The 14461-nt window shown below is 46.7% G+C and carries 9 protein-coding genes; 7 read left to right on the forward strand and 2 right to left on the reverse strand.

The annotated features are described in order from the left end of the window. Positions 1-35: 35 nt before the first annotated feature. The 5 genes from VC28_RS16320 (at position 36) to VC28_RS16340 (ending at position 9545) form a co-directional block, all read left to right on the forward strand. Positions 36-1049, forward strand: coding sequence for a cupin-like domain-containing protein (locus VC28_RS16320; protein ID WP_049631582.1), 1014 nt, complete (start codon positions 36-38; stop codon positions 1047-1049). 45 nt (positions 1050-1094) lie between these two features. Further along, entirely contained in the window at positions 1095-2579 is a 1485-nt protein-coding gene (locus tag VC28_RS16325) for a tryptophan halogenase family protein (protein ID WP_049631583.1), read from the forward strand. A 590-nt stretch (positions 2580-3169) separates the two neighbouring features. Further along, the gene (locus VC28_RS16330) at positions 3170-5719 is read left to right on the forward strand and encodes a glycoside hydrolase family 3 protein (protein WP_049631584.1); all 2550 of its coding nucleotides are present in this window, start codon (positions 3170-3172) and stop codon (positions 5717-5719) included. A gap of 227 nt (positions 5720-5946) precedes the next feature. Beyond that, positions 5947-8049, forward strand: coding sequence for a glycoside hydrolase family 16 protein (locus tag VC28_RS16335; protein ID WP_082191583.1), 2103 nt, complete (start codon positions 5947-5949; stop codon positions 8047-8049). A 137-nt stretch (positions 8050-8186) separates the two neighbouring features. After that, positions 8187-9545 (forward strand): ADP-ribosylglycohydrolase family protein, encoded by a 1359-nt coding sequence (locus VC28_RS16340; RefSeq protein WP_049631585.1) that lies wholly within the window; start codon positions 8187-8189, stop codon positions 9543-9545. Between the two features lie 62 nt (positions 9546-9607). Here VC28_RS16340 and VC28_RS16345 read toward each other — a convergent pair whose 3' ends face one another. Next, positions 9608-10768: an AraC family transcriptional regulator gene (locus VC28_RS16345; protein WP_049631586.1), complete on the reverse strand. Its 1161-nt coding sequence runs from the start codon at positions 10766-10768 to the stop codon at positions 9608-9610. A gap of 205 nt (positions 10769-10973) precedes the next feature. Between VC28_RS16345 and VC28_RS16350 the strand changes: the two genes are divergently transcribed. Continuing rightward, positions 10974-12020: an alpha/beta hydrolase gene (locus VC28_RS16350; protein WP_197085552.1), complete on the forward strand. Its 1047-nt coding sequence runs from the start codon at positions 10974-10976 to the stop codon at positions 12018-12020. A gap of 121 nt (positions 12021-12141) precedes the next feature. Next, positions 12142-13104: a DUF368 domain-containing protein gene (locus tag VC28_RS16355; protein WP_049631587.1), complete on the forward strand. Its 963-nt coding sequence runs from the start codon at positions 12142-12144 to the stop codon at positions 13102-13104. Positions 13105-13206: 102 nt separating this feature from the next. On the opposite strand, the gene serA is transcribed toward VC28_RS16355, so the two are convergent. Beyond that, the gene (serA, locus tag VC28_RS16360; RefSeq protein WP_049631588.1) at positions 13207-14436 is read right to left on the reverse strand and encodes a phosphoglycerate dehydrogenase; all 1230 of its coding nucleotides are present in this window, start codon (positions 14434-14436) and stop codon (positions 13207-13209) included. Between the last annotated feature and the right edge of the window lie 25 nt (positions 14437-14461).

Consider the following 14461-nt stretch of genomic DNA (forward strand, 5'->3'; position numbering starts at 1 on the left):
GGTTGGCAGTAGCGAAGCGATAAAGAGAGTATTTTATGTTGGAGAGCATGCAACCGATTAAAGTATTAGAGGGAGTTTCACCTGACGCTATTCCCTCGGCAGTTCTGGAATCATCTGTCCCGTTAGTGCTAAAAGGATTGGTAAAATCATGGCCGATTGTGCGCGCTGCAGAGCAATCAGCACTGGATGGCTTTGAATATTTATGCCAGTTTTATAATGGAGAGCTAGTCAATACTGCTATAGGCGATACAAGCAATACGGGAGCGATTTTCTATAATCAGGATTATTCAGGATTTTCCTATGAGCGAGCCCGGTCCTCCCTCGCTAATGTCTATAACAATATTAAAAATCTTCAGGCTAGCGGTTCGCAGCGTGCGTATTATGTAGATTCTGCGCCTGTTGATTTTTGTGTGCCAGGTTTTCGGGAACAGAATGATCTGAATTTAGGTGAGTTTAAACCTCGCGTCAGTTTATGGATGGGTAATAAAACGATCGTGTCTGCCCATCATGACATTCCTGACAATATTGCTTGTGTCGTGATTGGCAAACGCCGTTTTGTGCTTTTTCCTCCGAACCAATTAGAAAATCTTTATATTGGCCCGCTGGATTTTAATCCCGCCGGTCCCGCGATCAGCATGGTGGATCTACACAACCCCGATTTTGAAAAGTATCCCCGGTATCGCGAGGCGCTTGCCCATGCACAGGTTGCTGAATTGGAATCAGGTGATGCGATTTACATTCCCAGTATGTGGTGGCATCACGTAGAAGGACTGATGCCATTTAATTTAATGGTGAACTACTGGTGGACATCTTTTCCTGGTTACATTGGTTCCCCCCAGGATGCTTTTACTCATGCGTTAATGAATATCAGGTCTCTCCCTGCGGATGAGCGGCAGCATTGGAAAAACTTATTCGACTATTACATTTTTGATGCAAGTGAAGAAACTGTTGCGCATATCCCCAAAGAAAAGCTCGGTATTTTGGGTGATATGGATGAGATGACGGTGCGGCGACTTCGCTCACAGTTACTTAATCGTTTGAATCGTTAACAAAAAATAAATAATTCGGCTAATGCGCAAGCTAATAGGCATCTGATGAAAAAAAATGAACGAATAGTCATAGTGGGTGGCGGGTCTGCAGGTTGGATGGCTGCCGCTGCATTATCCAATGCGTTTGGATCAACTAAAAAAATCACTCTGATTGAGTCTGATGCTATTGGTACCGTCGGAGTGGGTGAGGCTACTATTCCCGCAGTGAAATCTTTCAATAAGTTACTGGGAATTGATGAGGCAGAGTTCTTAAAAACAACCCAGGGTACATTTAAGTTAGGAATCCAATTCGAAAATTGGGGCGAAAGGGGCGATGTTTATATGCACCCTTTTGGTCTGGTTGGTAAAGATTCATGGATGGCTAACTTCCAACATTTTTGGCTCAAAGCCAGCCGCATGGGAGTTGCAAAGAGTTATTTTGATTATTCATTGAATATCCGTACTGCGAAAGAAAATAAGTGTTTTATAGATCCTAATTCCGGGTTGGATTACGCCTATCACTTTGATGCTGGTTTATATGCGCGCTATCTGCGCCAATACAGTGAAGTGCGAGGTGTTACACGTATCGAAGGACTGATCGACAGTGTGCAGACCAGGAGTGAAGACGGGTTTATTGAATCAGTAACAATGCAAACCGGTGAAATAATTGAGGGTGATATATTCGTAGATTGTTCCGGATTTCGTGCGCTGTTAATTGAACATACCCTTCATACGGGCTTTGAAGACTGGTCGCATTGGTTGCCATGTGACCGCGCCTTGGCGGTGCAAACCGAATCTGTTGGGGAGCCTGTTCCCTATACCCGTTCTATTGCGCATGCAAGTGGCTGGCAGTGGCGAATTCCTTTGCAGCACCGGGTCGGGAATGGTTTGGTTTATTGCAGCCGATATATCAGCGATGAGGATGCTAAAAAATTATTACTCGATAACCTTGATGGAACAGTAAGAACCGAGCCGCGCCTGATTAAATTTAGAACCGGACGCGCAATAAAACAGTGGAATAAAAACTGTATTGCGATTGGATTGTCCAGTGGATTTTTGGAGCCTCTTGAGTCTACAAGCCTGCATTTGATTCAAACAGGTATTGTGCGTTTGATCCGGATGTTTCCGGGTGATGCGATCAATCAATCAGAAATTGACGAGTACAATCGCCAATCGCGTTACGAATATGAGCGTATCCGCGATTTCATTATTCTGCACTATCATGTAACTCAACGCAGTGACAGCCCCTTTTGGAATTACTGTCGTACCATGTCTATTCCCGACACGCTCGCACGCAAAATTGATGTTTATAAAAATACGACCAGTGTCTTTAAGGAGCAGGACGAGTTATTTCACGAGGGTTCTTGGCAACAGGTTATGCTTGGTCAGGGAATAACGCCGACAGGTTATCACCCGGTCGTCGATAAGCTTTCGGATGATGAATTGATTCGATTGTTGAAAAGCATAGAAAAAGAGCATGATCAGTATTTGTCGCGCTTTCCTACGCATCAACAATTTATTGATCACTATTGCAAAGCAATAATGCCCTGAATGAAACACGGAGACCGGATGGTCGGTCTCCGTGTTTGTCCGCTTTAACAGCCCTCATTCTGCGGTTCGTTAGCAAGAATGTGTGCGCACTCGAACGTAAAATAATCGGTTGCCAAGTTCGTAAAACATCATTTATTTGCTACGAGGTTCGGGTTGAATCCCATTATTGGATGTAGGTGCCCCATCTTCGTCAGTTGGCACAAAGTGGGACGACCCTTTCTTTATTTCAGTGCCATTATTCAATCACAAATTCCTGCTTGTGCCCGTGGTTGAGCCTGGCTGGAGTTGTTGCTGATGTGTGTTTTCAGCAGATGAACCCTTGGGTGATGTCAGGTCCCCACGGGTGTTAGCAAGTTTGGTTAGGTACACAAATGCCAACCCTATCTATTCTTGTTAGCTCTCCTTGCTTGGCCCCCGCGTTCTCCCTCAAGTAGAAAGCGGGGGCTTTTTTACATCGGCGGTCATTTTTTGTTTTTCAATCAACCCGGAACTAATAAGCCTGACCCTAATACAGAAGAACAAACATTTGGGTATTAGGAACAAAACTCATACTACAGCTCCTACAACAACATTTTTTTGCGAGGTAATTTATGCCTAGTTTGTATAAATCGGGTGTTTTCGCGGCCTGCAGTCTTGCCGTGCTGGCGACATTAAGTGGATGCGATAAAAAATCCAGCGAGACAACTACTGCGGATACGGCACCGGTAGCAACAGCAGAAGCATCTCTGTGGCCAAGCGTACAAAGCGCGGTTAAGAAAGATCCGGCAATCGAAGCAAAAATTACCGAACTTCTGGGCAAGCTGACCCTTGAGCAAAAAGTGGGACAGTTAATTCAGCCTGAATTGCGCCAAGTAACACCAGCAGACGTGACTGAATATTCGCTCGGTTCTATTTTGAATGGCGGCGGTTCTTTCCCATCAGAGAATAAACACGCCAAAGTAGAAGATTGGCTGGCGTTGGCAGATGCGTTTTATAACGCGTCCATGAGCACCGAAAATGGCCGCGTACCTGTCCCTATTATGTGGGGTACCGATGCAGTGCACGGCCACAACAATATTATTGGTGCAACCATTTTCCCGCATAACATCGGTTTGGGCGCAGCCCGCAACCCGGATTTGATTCGCCAAATTGGTGCAGTAACCGCCGCTGAAATTGCAGTGACTGGTATCGACTGGAGCTTTGCGCCCACGCTCGCGGTTGTGCGCGATGACCGTTGGGGGCGTACTTATGAATCTTATTCAGAAGACCCTGCGGTAGTGAAATCCTACGGCGGTGCGATGGTTGAAGGCCTGCAAGGTGTTGCGGGTAAAGATTTACTCAGTGAGCGCCATGTCATTGCCACTGCCAAACACTTTTTGGCTGATGGCGGTACTGAAGGCGGGCAAGACCGTGGTAATGCGGCAATTAGCGAAGAAGAATTGGTAAAAATCCATAATGCCGGTTATGAAACGGCGTTGGCTGCCGGCGCACAGACGGTGATGGCATCGTTCAGTAGCTGGCAGGATGTAAAAATGCACGGCAATAAATATTTGCTGACTGACCAGCTCAAAAACCAAATGGGCTTTGATGGTTTGGTGGTAGGTGATTGGAACGGCCATGCGTTCGTATCTGGTTGTACACCGGTGAGCTGTCCACAATCAATCAATGCAGGTTTGGATATTTTCATGGCACCGGATCCAAACTGGAAAGAGCTGTACCACAACACCCTTGCACAAGTGAAAAGCGGTGAAATTCCGATGGCGCGTTTGGATGATGCCGTTGCGCGTATCTTGCGTGTGAAGCTGCGTGCAGGTTTGTTCGATAAAGGCGCGCCTTCCACACGCGAACTTGCAGGAAAAGCGGAAGTCATCGGTTCGCCGGAGCATCGCGCAGTTGCACGTCAGGCAGTGCGTGAATCGATTGTGTTGCTGAAAAATAATGGCGCGACATTACCGGTAAAAGCGAACAGTAAAATTCTGGTCGCAGGCGATGGTGCAGACAACATCGGTAAACAATCCGGTGGATGGAGTATCACCTGGCAAGGTACGGGTAACGTGAATGCTGACTTCCCGGGCGGCAGTTCGATTTACCAAGGCATTGCCGATGCAGCGAAAGCCGCTGGTGGTTCTGCCGTGTTGAGTGTCGATGGCAGTTACACCGAAAAACCGGATGTTGCTTTCGTGGTGTTTGGTGAAGACCCTTATGCGGAAATGCAAGGCGATGTAGGTGCGCTGATTTACAAAAATGAAACCAGCCTCGCACTGCTGAAAAAATTAAAAGCCGATGGCATCAAAGTGGTTTCCTTGTTTATCACTGGCCGTCCTCTTTGGGCTAACAATTTTATCAACGCCTCTGATGCATTTGCCGTTGTATGGTTGCCAGGTTCTGAAGGTGTCGGTGTTGCGGATGTGGTACTCACCAAAGCCGATGGTTCCGTCAATTACGATGTAAAAGGCAAGTTGCCGTTCTCATGGCCGTCATCGCCAACACAGTCGCCATTGAACGTGGGTGATGCTGACTACAAACCTCAGTTCGCGTTTGATTTTGGTTTGACCTATAGCGATAAAACCGAAACCGGTTTATTGGATGAATCTGCAGCGCAAGCCGTTGCTGCTGAAACACCCGACAGCGCACCAATATTCAATCAACGTGTAATGAACCCATGGACATTGGTGTTGCTCGATCACATGAATAACATGTTGCCTGTGACCACCAGCAGTGGCGAATTAGGTGCGGTGGTTGTGTCATCAGAAGATAAATCTGTACAAGAAGATACCCGTCGCTTGAAGTTTGATGGCTCCGCGAAAGCAACCGTCACTTTGGGCTCTACGACGCGCACCGATTTCACTCCTTATCTGGAAAGCAAAGGCGCATTGGTATTTGATGTCAAAGTGAATGCAAAACCAAATGCTGACGTAAATCTGGGTATGTATTGCGGCAGTGATTGCGGTGGTGAAATTGCCATTACTGAGCAATTAAATGCAGCTGCAGTAGGCGAGTGGACAAGTGTGAGTGTTGCGCTTGAGTGCTTGGCGAAAAAGCGTGTGAAGATGGATATGGTTCTGGCTCCGTTTATGTTGAGTACAGCGGGCACGTTGGATGTATCTATCTACAATGTACGTATTGAAAAAAATGCAACAGCACCTGCATGTGTTGAATAAACGAAGTCGCTAAATAAAAACTGGGCTCCATTTATGGAGTCCGGTTTTTTGCTTAAGTAACTATTTGAATTTCAGTAAATGGCGACGAGTTATAAAATTGCAGAAAAATTCATTTTCAGTTTATTTGGTTTTATTCAGTTTTAACGTTTGTTGAGTTTGCATTAAAAATTAAGCCAGTGTTTTTAACAAAATCCCGACTTTTTTACACAATAACAATAGAGGTAATTATGAAAAATCACGAACTCAGCTATAAACCCCATTTCACCAAAATATGCGCCGCGATCGCATTGGTTAGTTTAGTTGGTTGCGGTGGTTCTGGCGGTGGCGGCGGTAGTAAAAGCAGTTCAAGTGCTGCATCAAGCTCCTCAGTTGCCGCAACTCCAGAGTGGAAGTTGGTATGGAGTGATGAATTTGATGGCGCGACAATTGATACCAGCAAATGGAATTTTGAAAAAAATTGCTGGGGCGGTGGTAACAATGAGCAGCAGTGTTACACCGACCGTTCAGAAAATGCCTACATCGAAGGCGGTGTATTGAATATTGTTGCAAAGCGTGAAGATTTCACTGGTTCTGATTCGCCTGAAGGTGATAGTCCAAACACCAAAACCTTGCCTTATACTTCTGCACGTTTACGTACCAAGAATATCGCTGAGTGGACATTTGGTAAATTTGAAATTCGCGCAAAACTTCCTTTCGGGCAAGGTACATGGCCAGCGATTTGGATGCTGCCAACAAATTCACCTTATGGTACCTGGGCATCCAGCGGTGAAATCGACATTATGGAAGCGGTGAACTTAAAGGTCGTTACTAATGGCGGTGAGCCTGAAGCAGCGGTACACGGCACATTGCATTTTGGCCGCAACTGGCCAGGTAACGTCAACTCGGGCGCAGATTACAAATTACCGAACAACGCCAACCCGGCAGATGATTTCCATACCTATGCTGTTGAATGGGAAGAGGGTGAAATCCGTTGGTATGTAGATGGTGTTCATTTTGCCACTCAACGTGAAACTGGTTGGTATGGCCAATACATGCAAGATGGTGTGTTGAAAGATGCACCGGTAGGCGCGCCATTTGATCGCCATTCCAAATTCCATTTATTGTTGAACCTTGCTGTCGGCGGTAATTGGGCGGGCAACGTAAATAACAAAGGTGTTGATGAATCCGTATTCCCGCAAAAAATGTTGGTAGATTGGGTGAGAGTATATGAATGCACTGGCTCACCAACGACAGGTAAAGGCTGCGCGACCATCAGCCCCGATGCAGAAATTGTGGCGGGTCATCAACGGCCGGTTATTGGTGCAGTTGAGTTGCCTGGGCCACCGTTGTTTTTGATGTACGACAATAGTCTGGCGAGCGTATTGCAATTTGATTCCTACAATCCCGACGGTGCAATCAGTCATTCACAAGTTGAGGAGGCTGGCCGCGGTAATGTGTGGAATGTCGCAAAGACGGGCGCTAACGGTAACGTCTATTTCAAAATAAAAGGTGATCCTGCTGATATGAGCAATTGGTCAACTGACAGTGAATTAATTTTTGATGTCAAAGTTAACAGCAAAGCAGCCGGTGCAAAATTATTGGTGAAGATCGATAGCGGTTGGCCGAATGTGAGTGATGTCAGTGTGCCTTTAGGTGCTGACGGTGAGTGGAAAGAATTCCGCATTACGCTTGCAGATTTGCTTGATAACGGCAATTCACTGGCGGGTGGTAAAGCGAGGTTGACATCGGTCGTGAATACTTTTGTTGTTGATCCATCTGCTGCAATGAATGTGTCATTTGATAATATCCGCATTGAAGGTAAATCGGCTGATGGTGGTGATACGCCAACATTTGCTGCATTGCCGTTGTTCACCGCTTATGGGGACGTTATTGCTGATGGTTTGCAAGTTCAAAGCTATAACCCAAGTGGCCATATTGCCGCATCAGAAAAAGATGAGGATGGTCGCGGCAAAATATTCAATGTGGTAAAAACCGGTGCCGATGGCAATGTGTTTTTTAACGTGATTGAGGGGCCTGCAAATTTGAATCATTGGGCTGCACAAGGGAAATTGAAATTTGATTTCAAAGTGAATAGCAAAGCTGAAGGCACTGCTTTATTAATTAAAATGGATAGCGGTTGGCCGAATGTGAGTGATGTCAGTATTCCACTGCCTGCAGACGGAGTATGGACCTCTTACAGCATTGGTATTGCGGATTTGATTGATAATGGTAACTCGGTGCCGTGTTGTCCTGGCATTGCGCGGCTCAATGAAATTACCAATTTATTTGTGGTAGAGCCCTCGGGTGCAATTGATGTTTCATTTGACAATGTGCGTTTGGAAGTTGAATAAACCTCTGGGCTGACATTAAGAAAATTTTTAAGATAGAAAAAGGCAAAAAAAGAAAAAGCCGGCAAATGTGCCGGCTTTTTCTTTTAGATTAAAAATCAAAAAAGAGAATAGGCAAAAGCCTGTCAACAGGAGAACTTATGCGTAATGTAATTATTTTAATGCTGTTATTGATATGTGGTGGTTGTGTTGCGGTTAGTGAAAAAAACACAATGGAGTCAGTAGATAAACCGCGCGTAATTGAAGTGTCCCGCGCTGCTTATCGCGACTCTCTGTATGGGTTTTGGTTGGGCCAATGCATTGCTAATTGGACTGGCTTGGTAACAGAAATGGACAAGGTTGGTAATATCGGCGATATCAAAACCGGTGATTTTTATACGCGCGATCATTGGGGTAAAAAAGATCTGCCGAGTATTTGGGGGCAAGGTATTCCCAGTAATTTGTCGGAGACAATTGATTTTGTGACTGTTGATGAAAGCGGTGTTTGGGGCTCGGATGATGACACGGATATTGAATATATTTATCTGCAACTGTTGAAAAACAGTCCATCCGTTCTACTCACGCCAGAGCAAATTCGCACAGGTTGGATGATGCATATTTATTCTGCAAAAGAAGAAACCCCTTTTGGCCGTGATCCGGAAGGAAATTATGAAAATTTTTTATGGGTATCAAACCAAAAAGCATTCGATTTAATGTCTGATGGTGTGCTGCCGCCTACAACGGGAAGCCATGCCCTGAACCCCCATTACGATATGATCGATGCGCAGCTGACGACGGAAATTTTCGGATTTTTTGCACCTGCAAGACCGGATGTCGCGCTTCAGTTAGGTGATTTGGCTGTGCGCACGGTAGCCGACAAAGAAGCTGCCGACATCGCCCGTTTTTATATTGTGATGTATTCACTCGCGTCTGCTGTGGACAAAAAATTATCGCGCAAAGAGCAAGTATTATGGCTGGCTGAACAAGCACGTTCTTATTTGCCGGAAGGTCAGTATCCTGCCGCAATGTTTGATTTCGTCAAACAACAATATCATTCAGGCGTAACCTGGGAGCAAGCGCGCGATGCCATTTATGTGCGCTACCAGCAACAGCAACAAGACGGTTATGATCTGACGTCGCGCAATCTTTATTGCAACGGATGTTTTGCGGCAGGTGTTAACTTCGCTGCAAGCTTGGTCAGTTTGTTTTATGGTGAAGGTGATCTGAAAGAGACAATTAAAATAGGCGCTTTGGCAGGCTGGGATTCTGATAACCCAACCGCTACTTGGGGTGGGTTGCTAGGTTTTATGTATGGCAAAAAAGGAATTGAAGATGCCTTTGGTAAAACATTTTCAAACCGATTTAACATTCATCGCACGCGTAAAAATTTCCCTAATAACGGTATAGATACATTTGAAAATATGGCGGATGCAGGCGTATTAGTCGTTGATAAAGCCATTGTCGAGCTATCAATGGGTAGTCTGGATAAAGTAAACGATAAGTGGATAATTGGCAGATAGAGCAAAAGGTAGAAACAACCCAGGTAGAAAACAGAAAAGCCGACATAATTGTCGGCTTTTTATTAGGCTGCTTTACTTTCTTTGTTTAAATTTTGTTTACGGTATTCGGTAGGCGACATTCCTACAAGGCGATTAAAAAAGCGATGGAATGCGGATTTGCTGTTGAAGCCTGCATGCAATAAAACATCCATTACAGTCATGTCGGCGTGTTGGCTATCGCCCAATAAACGTTTGGCTTCTTCTACGCGGTAGCTGTTCATAAACTCAAAAAAGTTGGTGCCGTAATGCTTGTTGATGACGGCGGAGACCTCTTTGACGGGCAAGTTGATGCGCTTGGAAAATTCATCGATATTGAGGTTTTGTTTTAAAAACAATTTTTGTACTTCCATGCCCAGCTGCACTTTCTGGATTGCAGAGTCGGTAAGTTTTTCGTCAGTTTTATCTTTGGTGACTTCGGGTTTGGTGGTGAGTAATTTGTGCGTGTGTACTACGCTGTTAATGAATAGTGCATTGATCAGGATAAACACAACGTAGTTTTCTGCAATACCGAACAGGTCCGACACCTTGGGTGCATCCAGTGCTACGGTGTTAGCGATGACATGGACGAGTATTGAAAAGCTCCAGGTAAACAAGAAACCTAGGCTCAGCATATTTAACCAAGTGGGTTCGGTAGGTGAAAAGTTGGAGTATTGGTTGTGCAGACTAATACGATAGCGGCGAACAGCATTCACTGAGGCCAACGCATAAAAGAACGGCATGATTTTAATAAAGTGCCATACGCAGTTGGCAATTTCACGCTCTGTTTCGGTTTGCCCGAGGGTTTTGAAACGCAAATCAGAACTATCAATTTGGAAGCCTAGTAACCATAACAATGCAATCGCAATGGGAGCAAGGTGCAGTAAGTGCCTCCGCGTAAACCGGAAGGCGTCCTCCGTGAGTGAAATAACATAAAATAACAACATGGGGCCTTTGAGCAGCTGCGCAATAACCAAAAAATACGGCAGCATGGTTTCATCAAACAGCTCAAACAGTTTTACGTCGTCATTCCACAAAACCAGAATACAAGCGGAGCTGATGGCGATAGAAATTAAAAAAATACTGAGCAGACGGTTGGCGAGTTTATTTTTGACCGGCAGTATCGCTTGGAAAATCACCAGCAGGATACATTCGGCGACGGTCATGAATAAGATGACGTCGTGGATATTGAAAATGTGTTTTTGCATGAGCGTCAAACCCTGGTTGTCGTTGTTATGTGTTATTAGGTCTGTAATGTGTCAGGTTGTGGCCTGTGGTTGAGGGTTGGATTATAGTGGATGCAACCCTTTGTGTCGCAACCAATTACCTTTTACCCTTGCACGGACGAAGCCAAGTCTATCAGTGGGTGCGAAACAATACTGCCTCCTCGTTCTATTTATGGTTTGTGATCCTATGCCGGATATTGCCAGTCCATCCTTTTCCGGGAATTGCCCTCTATTTACGTCGCAACATGCGCAAGAGTTGATCGCAAAAATGCCGGAGTTGCGATTCGATCTGGCTCATGATCAAGCATGGGTTGAGACACTTGGCGCGCAAACCTACCTAAACTTTTATAGTATCAATTTCACCAAATACCAGAATTATCTGGGACATGGCTTTGGCTATGTTCCGGTGGCGGGGTTTCGCGTTGCAACCCACTACTGGCTGCCGTTGAACCCGGCATCGCCCCCCAAAGGCACCTTGGTCATTGTGCATGGCTATTACGATCATGTGGGTATTTTCGATAAAGCGATTGCGTTTGGTTTGCAGCAAGGGTTTGCGGTGATGGCGTTTGACCTGCCCGGCCATGGCCTGAGTAGTGGTGAGCAAGTGGCAATTGATTCGTTTGACCAGTATGCGGATGTGCTTGAAACCCTTTTGCAATCAGCGCGCCATCTACTCCCTGCACCTTATTATGCACTGGGGCAAAGCACAGGTGGTGCGACGCTGCTCAACCATTTATGGCGATACGGGCAACAGCCCACAGCCTTGCCGTTTACGGGTATCGCACTTTGTGCGCCACTGATTCTGCCGCGTGCATGGGGTTCGGGTCGTTGGCTTTATGCGCTATTACACCGCGTGGTGAAACGTATGCCACGCGGCCCGTCAAAAAGTTCACACGATGAGGCATTTAACCGTTTTGTGGATGGTCAGGATTGCTTGCAATCGCGGTTTTTGTCTGTGCGTTGGGTGGGAGCAATGAAGGAGTGGGATGTGCGGTTTCGCCAGTTCTCACCTTTGCTTACGCCTTTGGCGGGATCGCAAAAGCCGGTTTTGGTGGTGCAGGGCGATGAGGATATGACCGTCGATTGGCGCTACAACCTCACTCATATCCAGCGCGCTTTACCCGGTACCAAAATTGCAATGATTCACGGGGCCGGTCATCAGCTAGTGAACGAAGAGCCGGTTCTGCGCGAGAAAATCTTTACGGAAATTAGTCGGCATTTCTTCAGTGATTGACTTGTTGATCTGGCGAGCGTTCAGGCACACTCGCGCCAGTTTTTAACCTTTCTTTCATGATTCATTTTTATCTTTCTTCATTTTTTTTGCTCTACGGATTTCTGTAGAAAAAGGAGCTCACGTGCACCAGTCTGACCGAACGATCAAAGATTACTTGCTTGTCCTGCTCAAGGGTTTATGTATGGGCGCTGCCGATGTGGTGCCTGGAGTGTCGGGCGGAACCATTGCATTTATTACCGGTATCTACGATGAGTGGCTCAACTCCCTCAAGCGTTGCACACCGGCGGTGTTATTGATGTTGAAGCGCGAGGGTATCGCCAAGACCTGGCGTTACATCAACGGTAATTTTCTGTTGGCGCTGTTCGGCGGCATTCTTATCAGTCTGAAAACCTTTGCTGCAGTTGTGTTGATCGCGATGGATGCGTATCCCATTTTGGTATGGGCATTTTTCTCGGGCTTGGTTGCTGCCTCGATCTACCATCTCGCGCGCGAGCAGCGCGGTTGGCGCATAACCGAGGCGTTTGGCCTGTTGTTTGGCATCGCCTTTATTCTGGCGATTTCGTTTATGGCTCCCGCGCAGTTGCCGGGTCATGGTTGGATTTTATTCCTGGGTGGTTTTGTGGCGATCTGCGCCATGATCCTGCCGGGGATTTCAGGCAGTTTTATTTTATTGCTGGTGGGCTTATACCCGGTCTTTTTGCAGGCGATCCATAATCTGGAAATTGGCAAACTCATCTGGTTTGGCGCAGGGTGTATCTGTGGCTTGATTGTGTTTTCGCGCTTCTTGCTGTGGTTGTTGAATAGTTATCACAACCAGACATTGTCGGTGCTGATCGGCTTTTTGGTTGGCTCTCTTTATGTGACCTGGCCTTGGAAAAACGCGCTGCTCACTACCACTGACAGCCATGGCAGAACGGTAGTGTTGCAACAGGAAAACCTGAGCCCGTTTAATTTCATGGCGGTTACCGGTAACGAACCCCAGCTCGGCTTGGCCATACTCTGGGCATTTATCGGTGTTGCCTTGGTGCTGGGCGTGGAATTTGTGGCGCTGTGGATCAAGCGCCGCAATCAGGTGCCCGCATAAGCCCAATTTGCCTGATGCCATAAAAAACGCCGCAATCCTTTCGGGTTGCGGCGTTTTTTATGGCTGGGCTATAAGCTGATTAAAACAATATACGGCAGCGACTTAGAAAAGCACGCGGCAACGAATAGTCCCTTCAATATTCTTCAGCTGCTCTAGCGCGATTTCATCGTAAGGCGAGTTGATGTCCACTACTACATAGCCGACCTTGTCGTTGGTTTGCAGGTACTGGGACGAGATATTGATCTGGTTGTCCGAGAAAATTTTGTTGATTTTGGACAGCACGCCCGGAACGTTGGCGTGCACGTGCAGCAAGCGGTGCGCATCCGGATGGCCAGGCAGCGCTACTTCCGGGAAGTTGACCGAGCTGGTGGTGGTGCCGTTGTCGGAGTACTTGATCAGTTTTTCCGCGACTTCAATACCAATGTTTTCTTGCGCTTCCATGGTGGAACCGCCGATGTGCGGGGTCAGGATCACATTGTCCAAACCGCGCAACGGGCTGATGAACTCATCGCCATTGGCCTTGGGTTCTTCGGGGAATACGTCAATTGCCGCACCGGCGATATGGCCGGATTTAATGGCGTTGGCCAGTGCATCAATATCCACCACAGTACCGCGTGAAGCGTTGATCAGGATCGCGCCTTTTTTCATCAAACTAATTTCACGTGCGCCAATCATCATCTGGGTAGAGGCGTTTTCCGGCACGTGCAAGCTGATAATGTCAGAGGTCGCCAACAATTCGTCCAGTGAGCGTAATTGCGATGCGTTACCCAGCGGCAGCTTGGTGACTACATCAACAAAGCGCACTTTCATACCGAGCGATTCAGCGAGCACACTGGTTTGGCTACCAATAGAGCCGTAACCGATCAGGCCGAGAGTCTTGCCACGGATTTCGTAAGAACCAACAGCAGATTTATCCCAGCCGCCGCGATGACACACAAAGTTTTTCTGCGGAATATTGCGCAGCAACAAAATCGCTTCAGCGATCACCAGTTCAGCCACCGAACGGGTATTGGAGTAGGGCGCGTTAAATACTGCGACACCGTGTTCTTGCGCGGCTTTCAAATCGACCTGATTGGTGCCGATGCAAAAGCAACCGGCGGCGATCAGTTTGGGTGCATTTTCAAATACGCGACGGGTCAGTTGGGTGCGCGAACGCAGGCCGACAAAATGCGCATCCTGAATACGCTCGATCAACTCATCTTCACCCAGCGCGGTTTTCAGGTAGTCGATGTTGGTGTAACCCTGCGCATTCAACGTATCCACTGCTGACTGGTGAACTCCTTCCAGCAACAGAAACTTGATTTTGCTTTTATCTAACGAGGTCTTGCTCATGGAACAAACTCCTAAAGTGTGAAAG

Origin of the sequence: Cellvibrio sp. pealriver (genome assembly GCF_001183545.1) — a bacterium.
In the GTDB taxonomy this organism is placed as follows: Bacteria; Pseudomonadota; Gammaproteobacteria; order Pseudomonadales; family Cellvibrionaceae; genus Cellvibrio.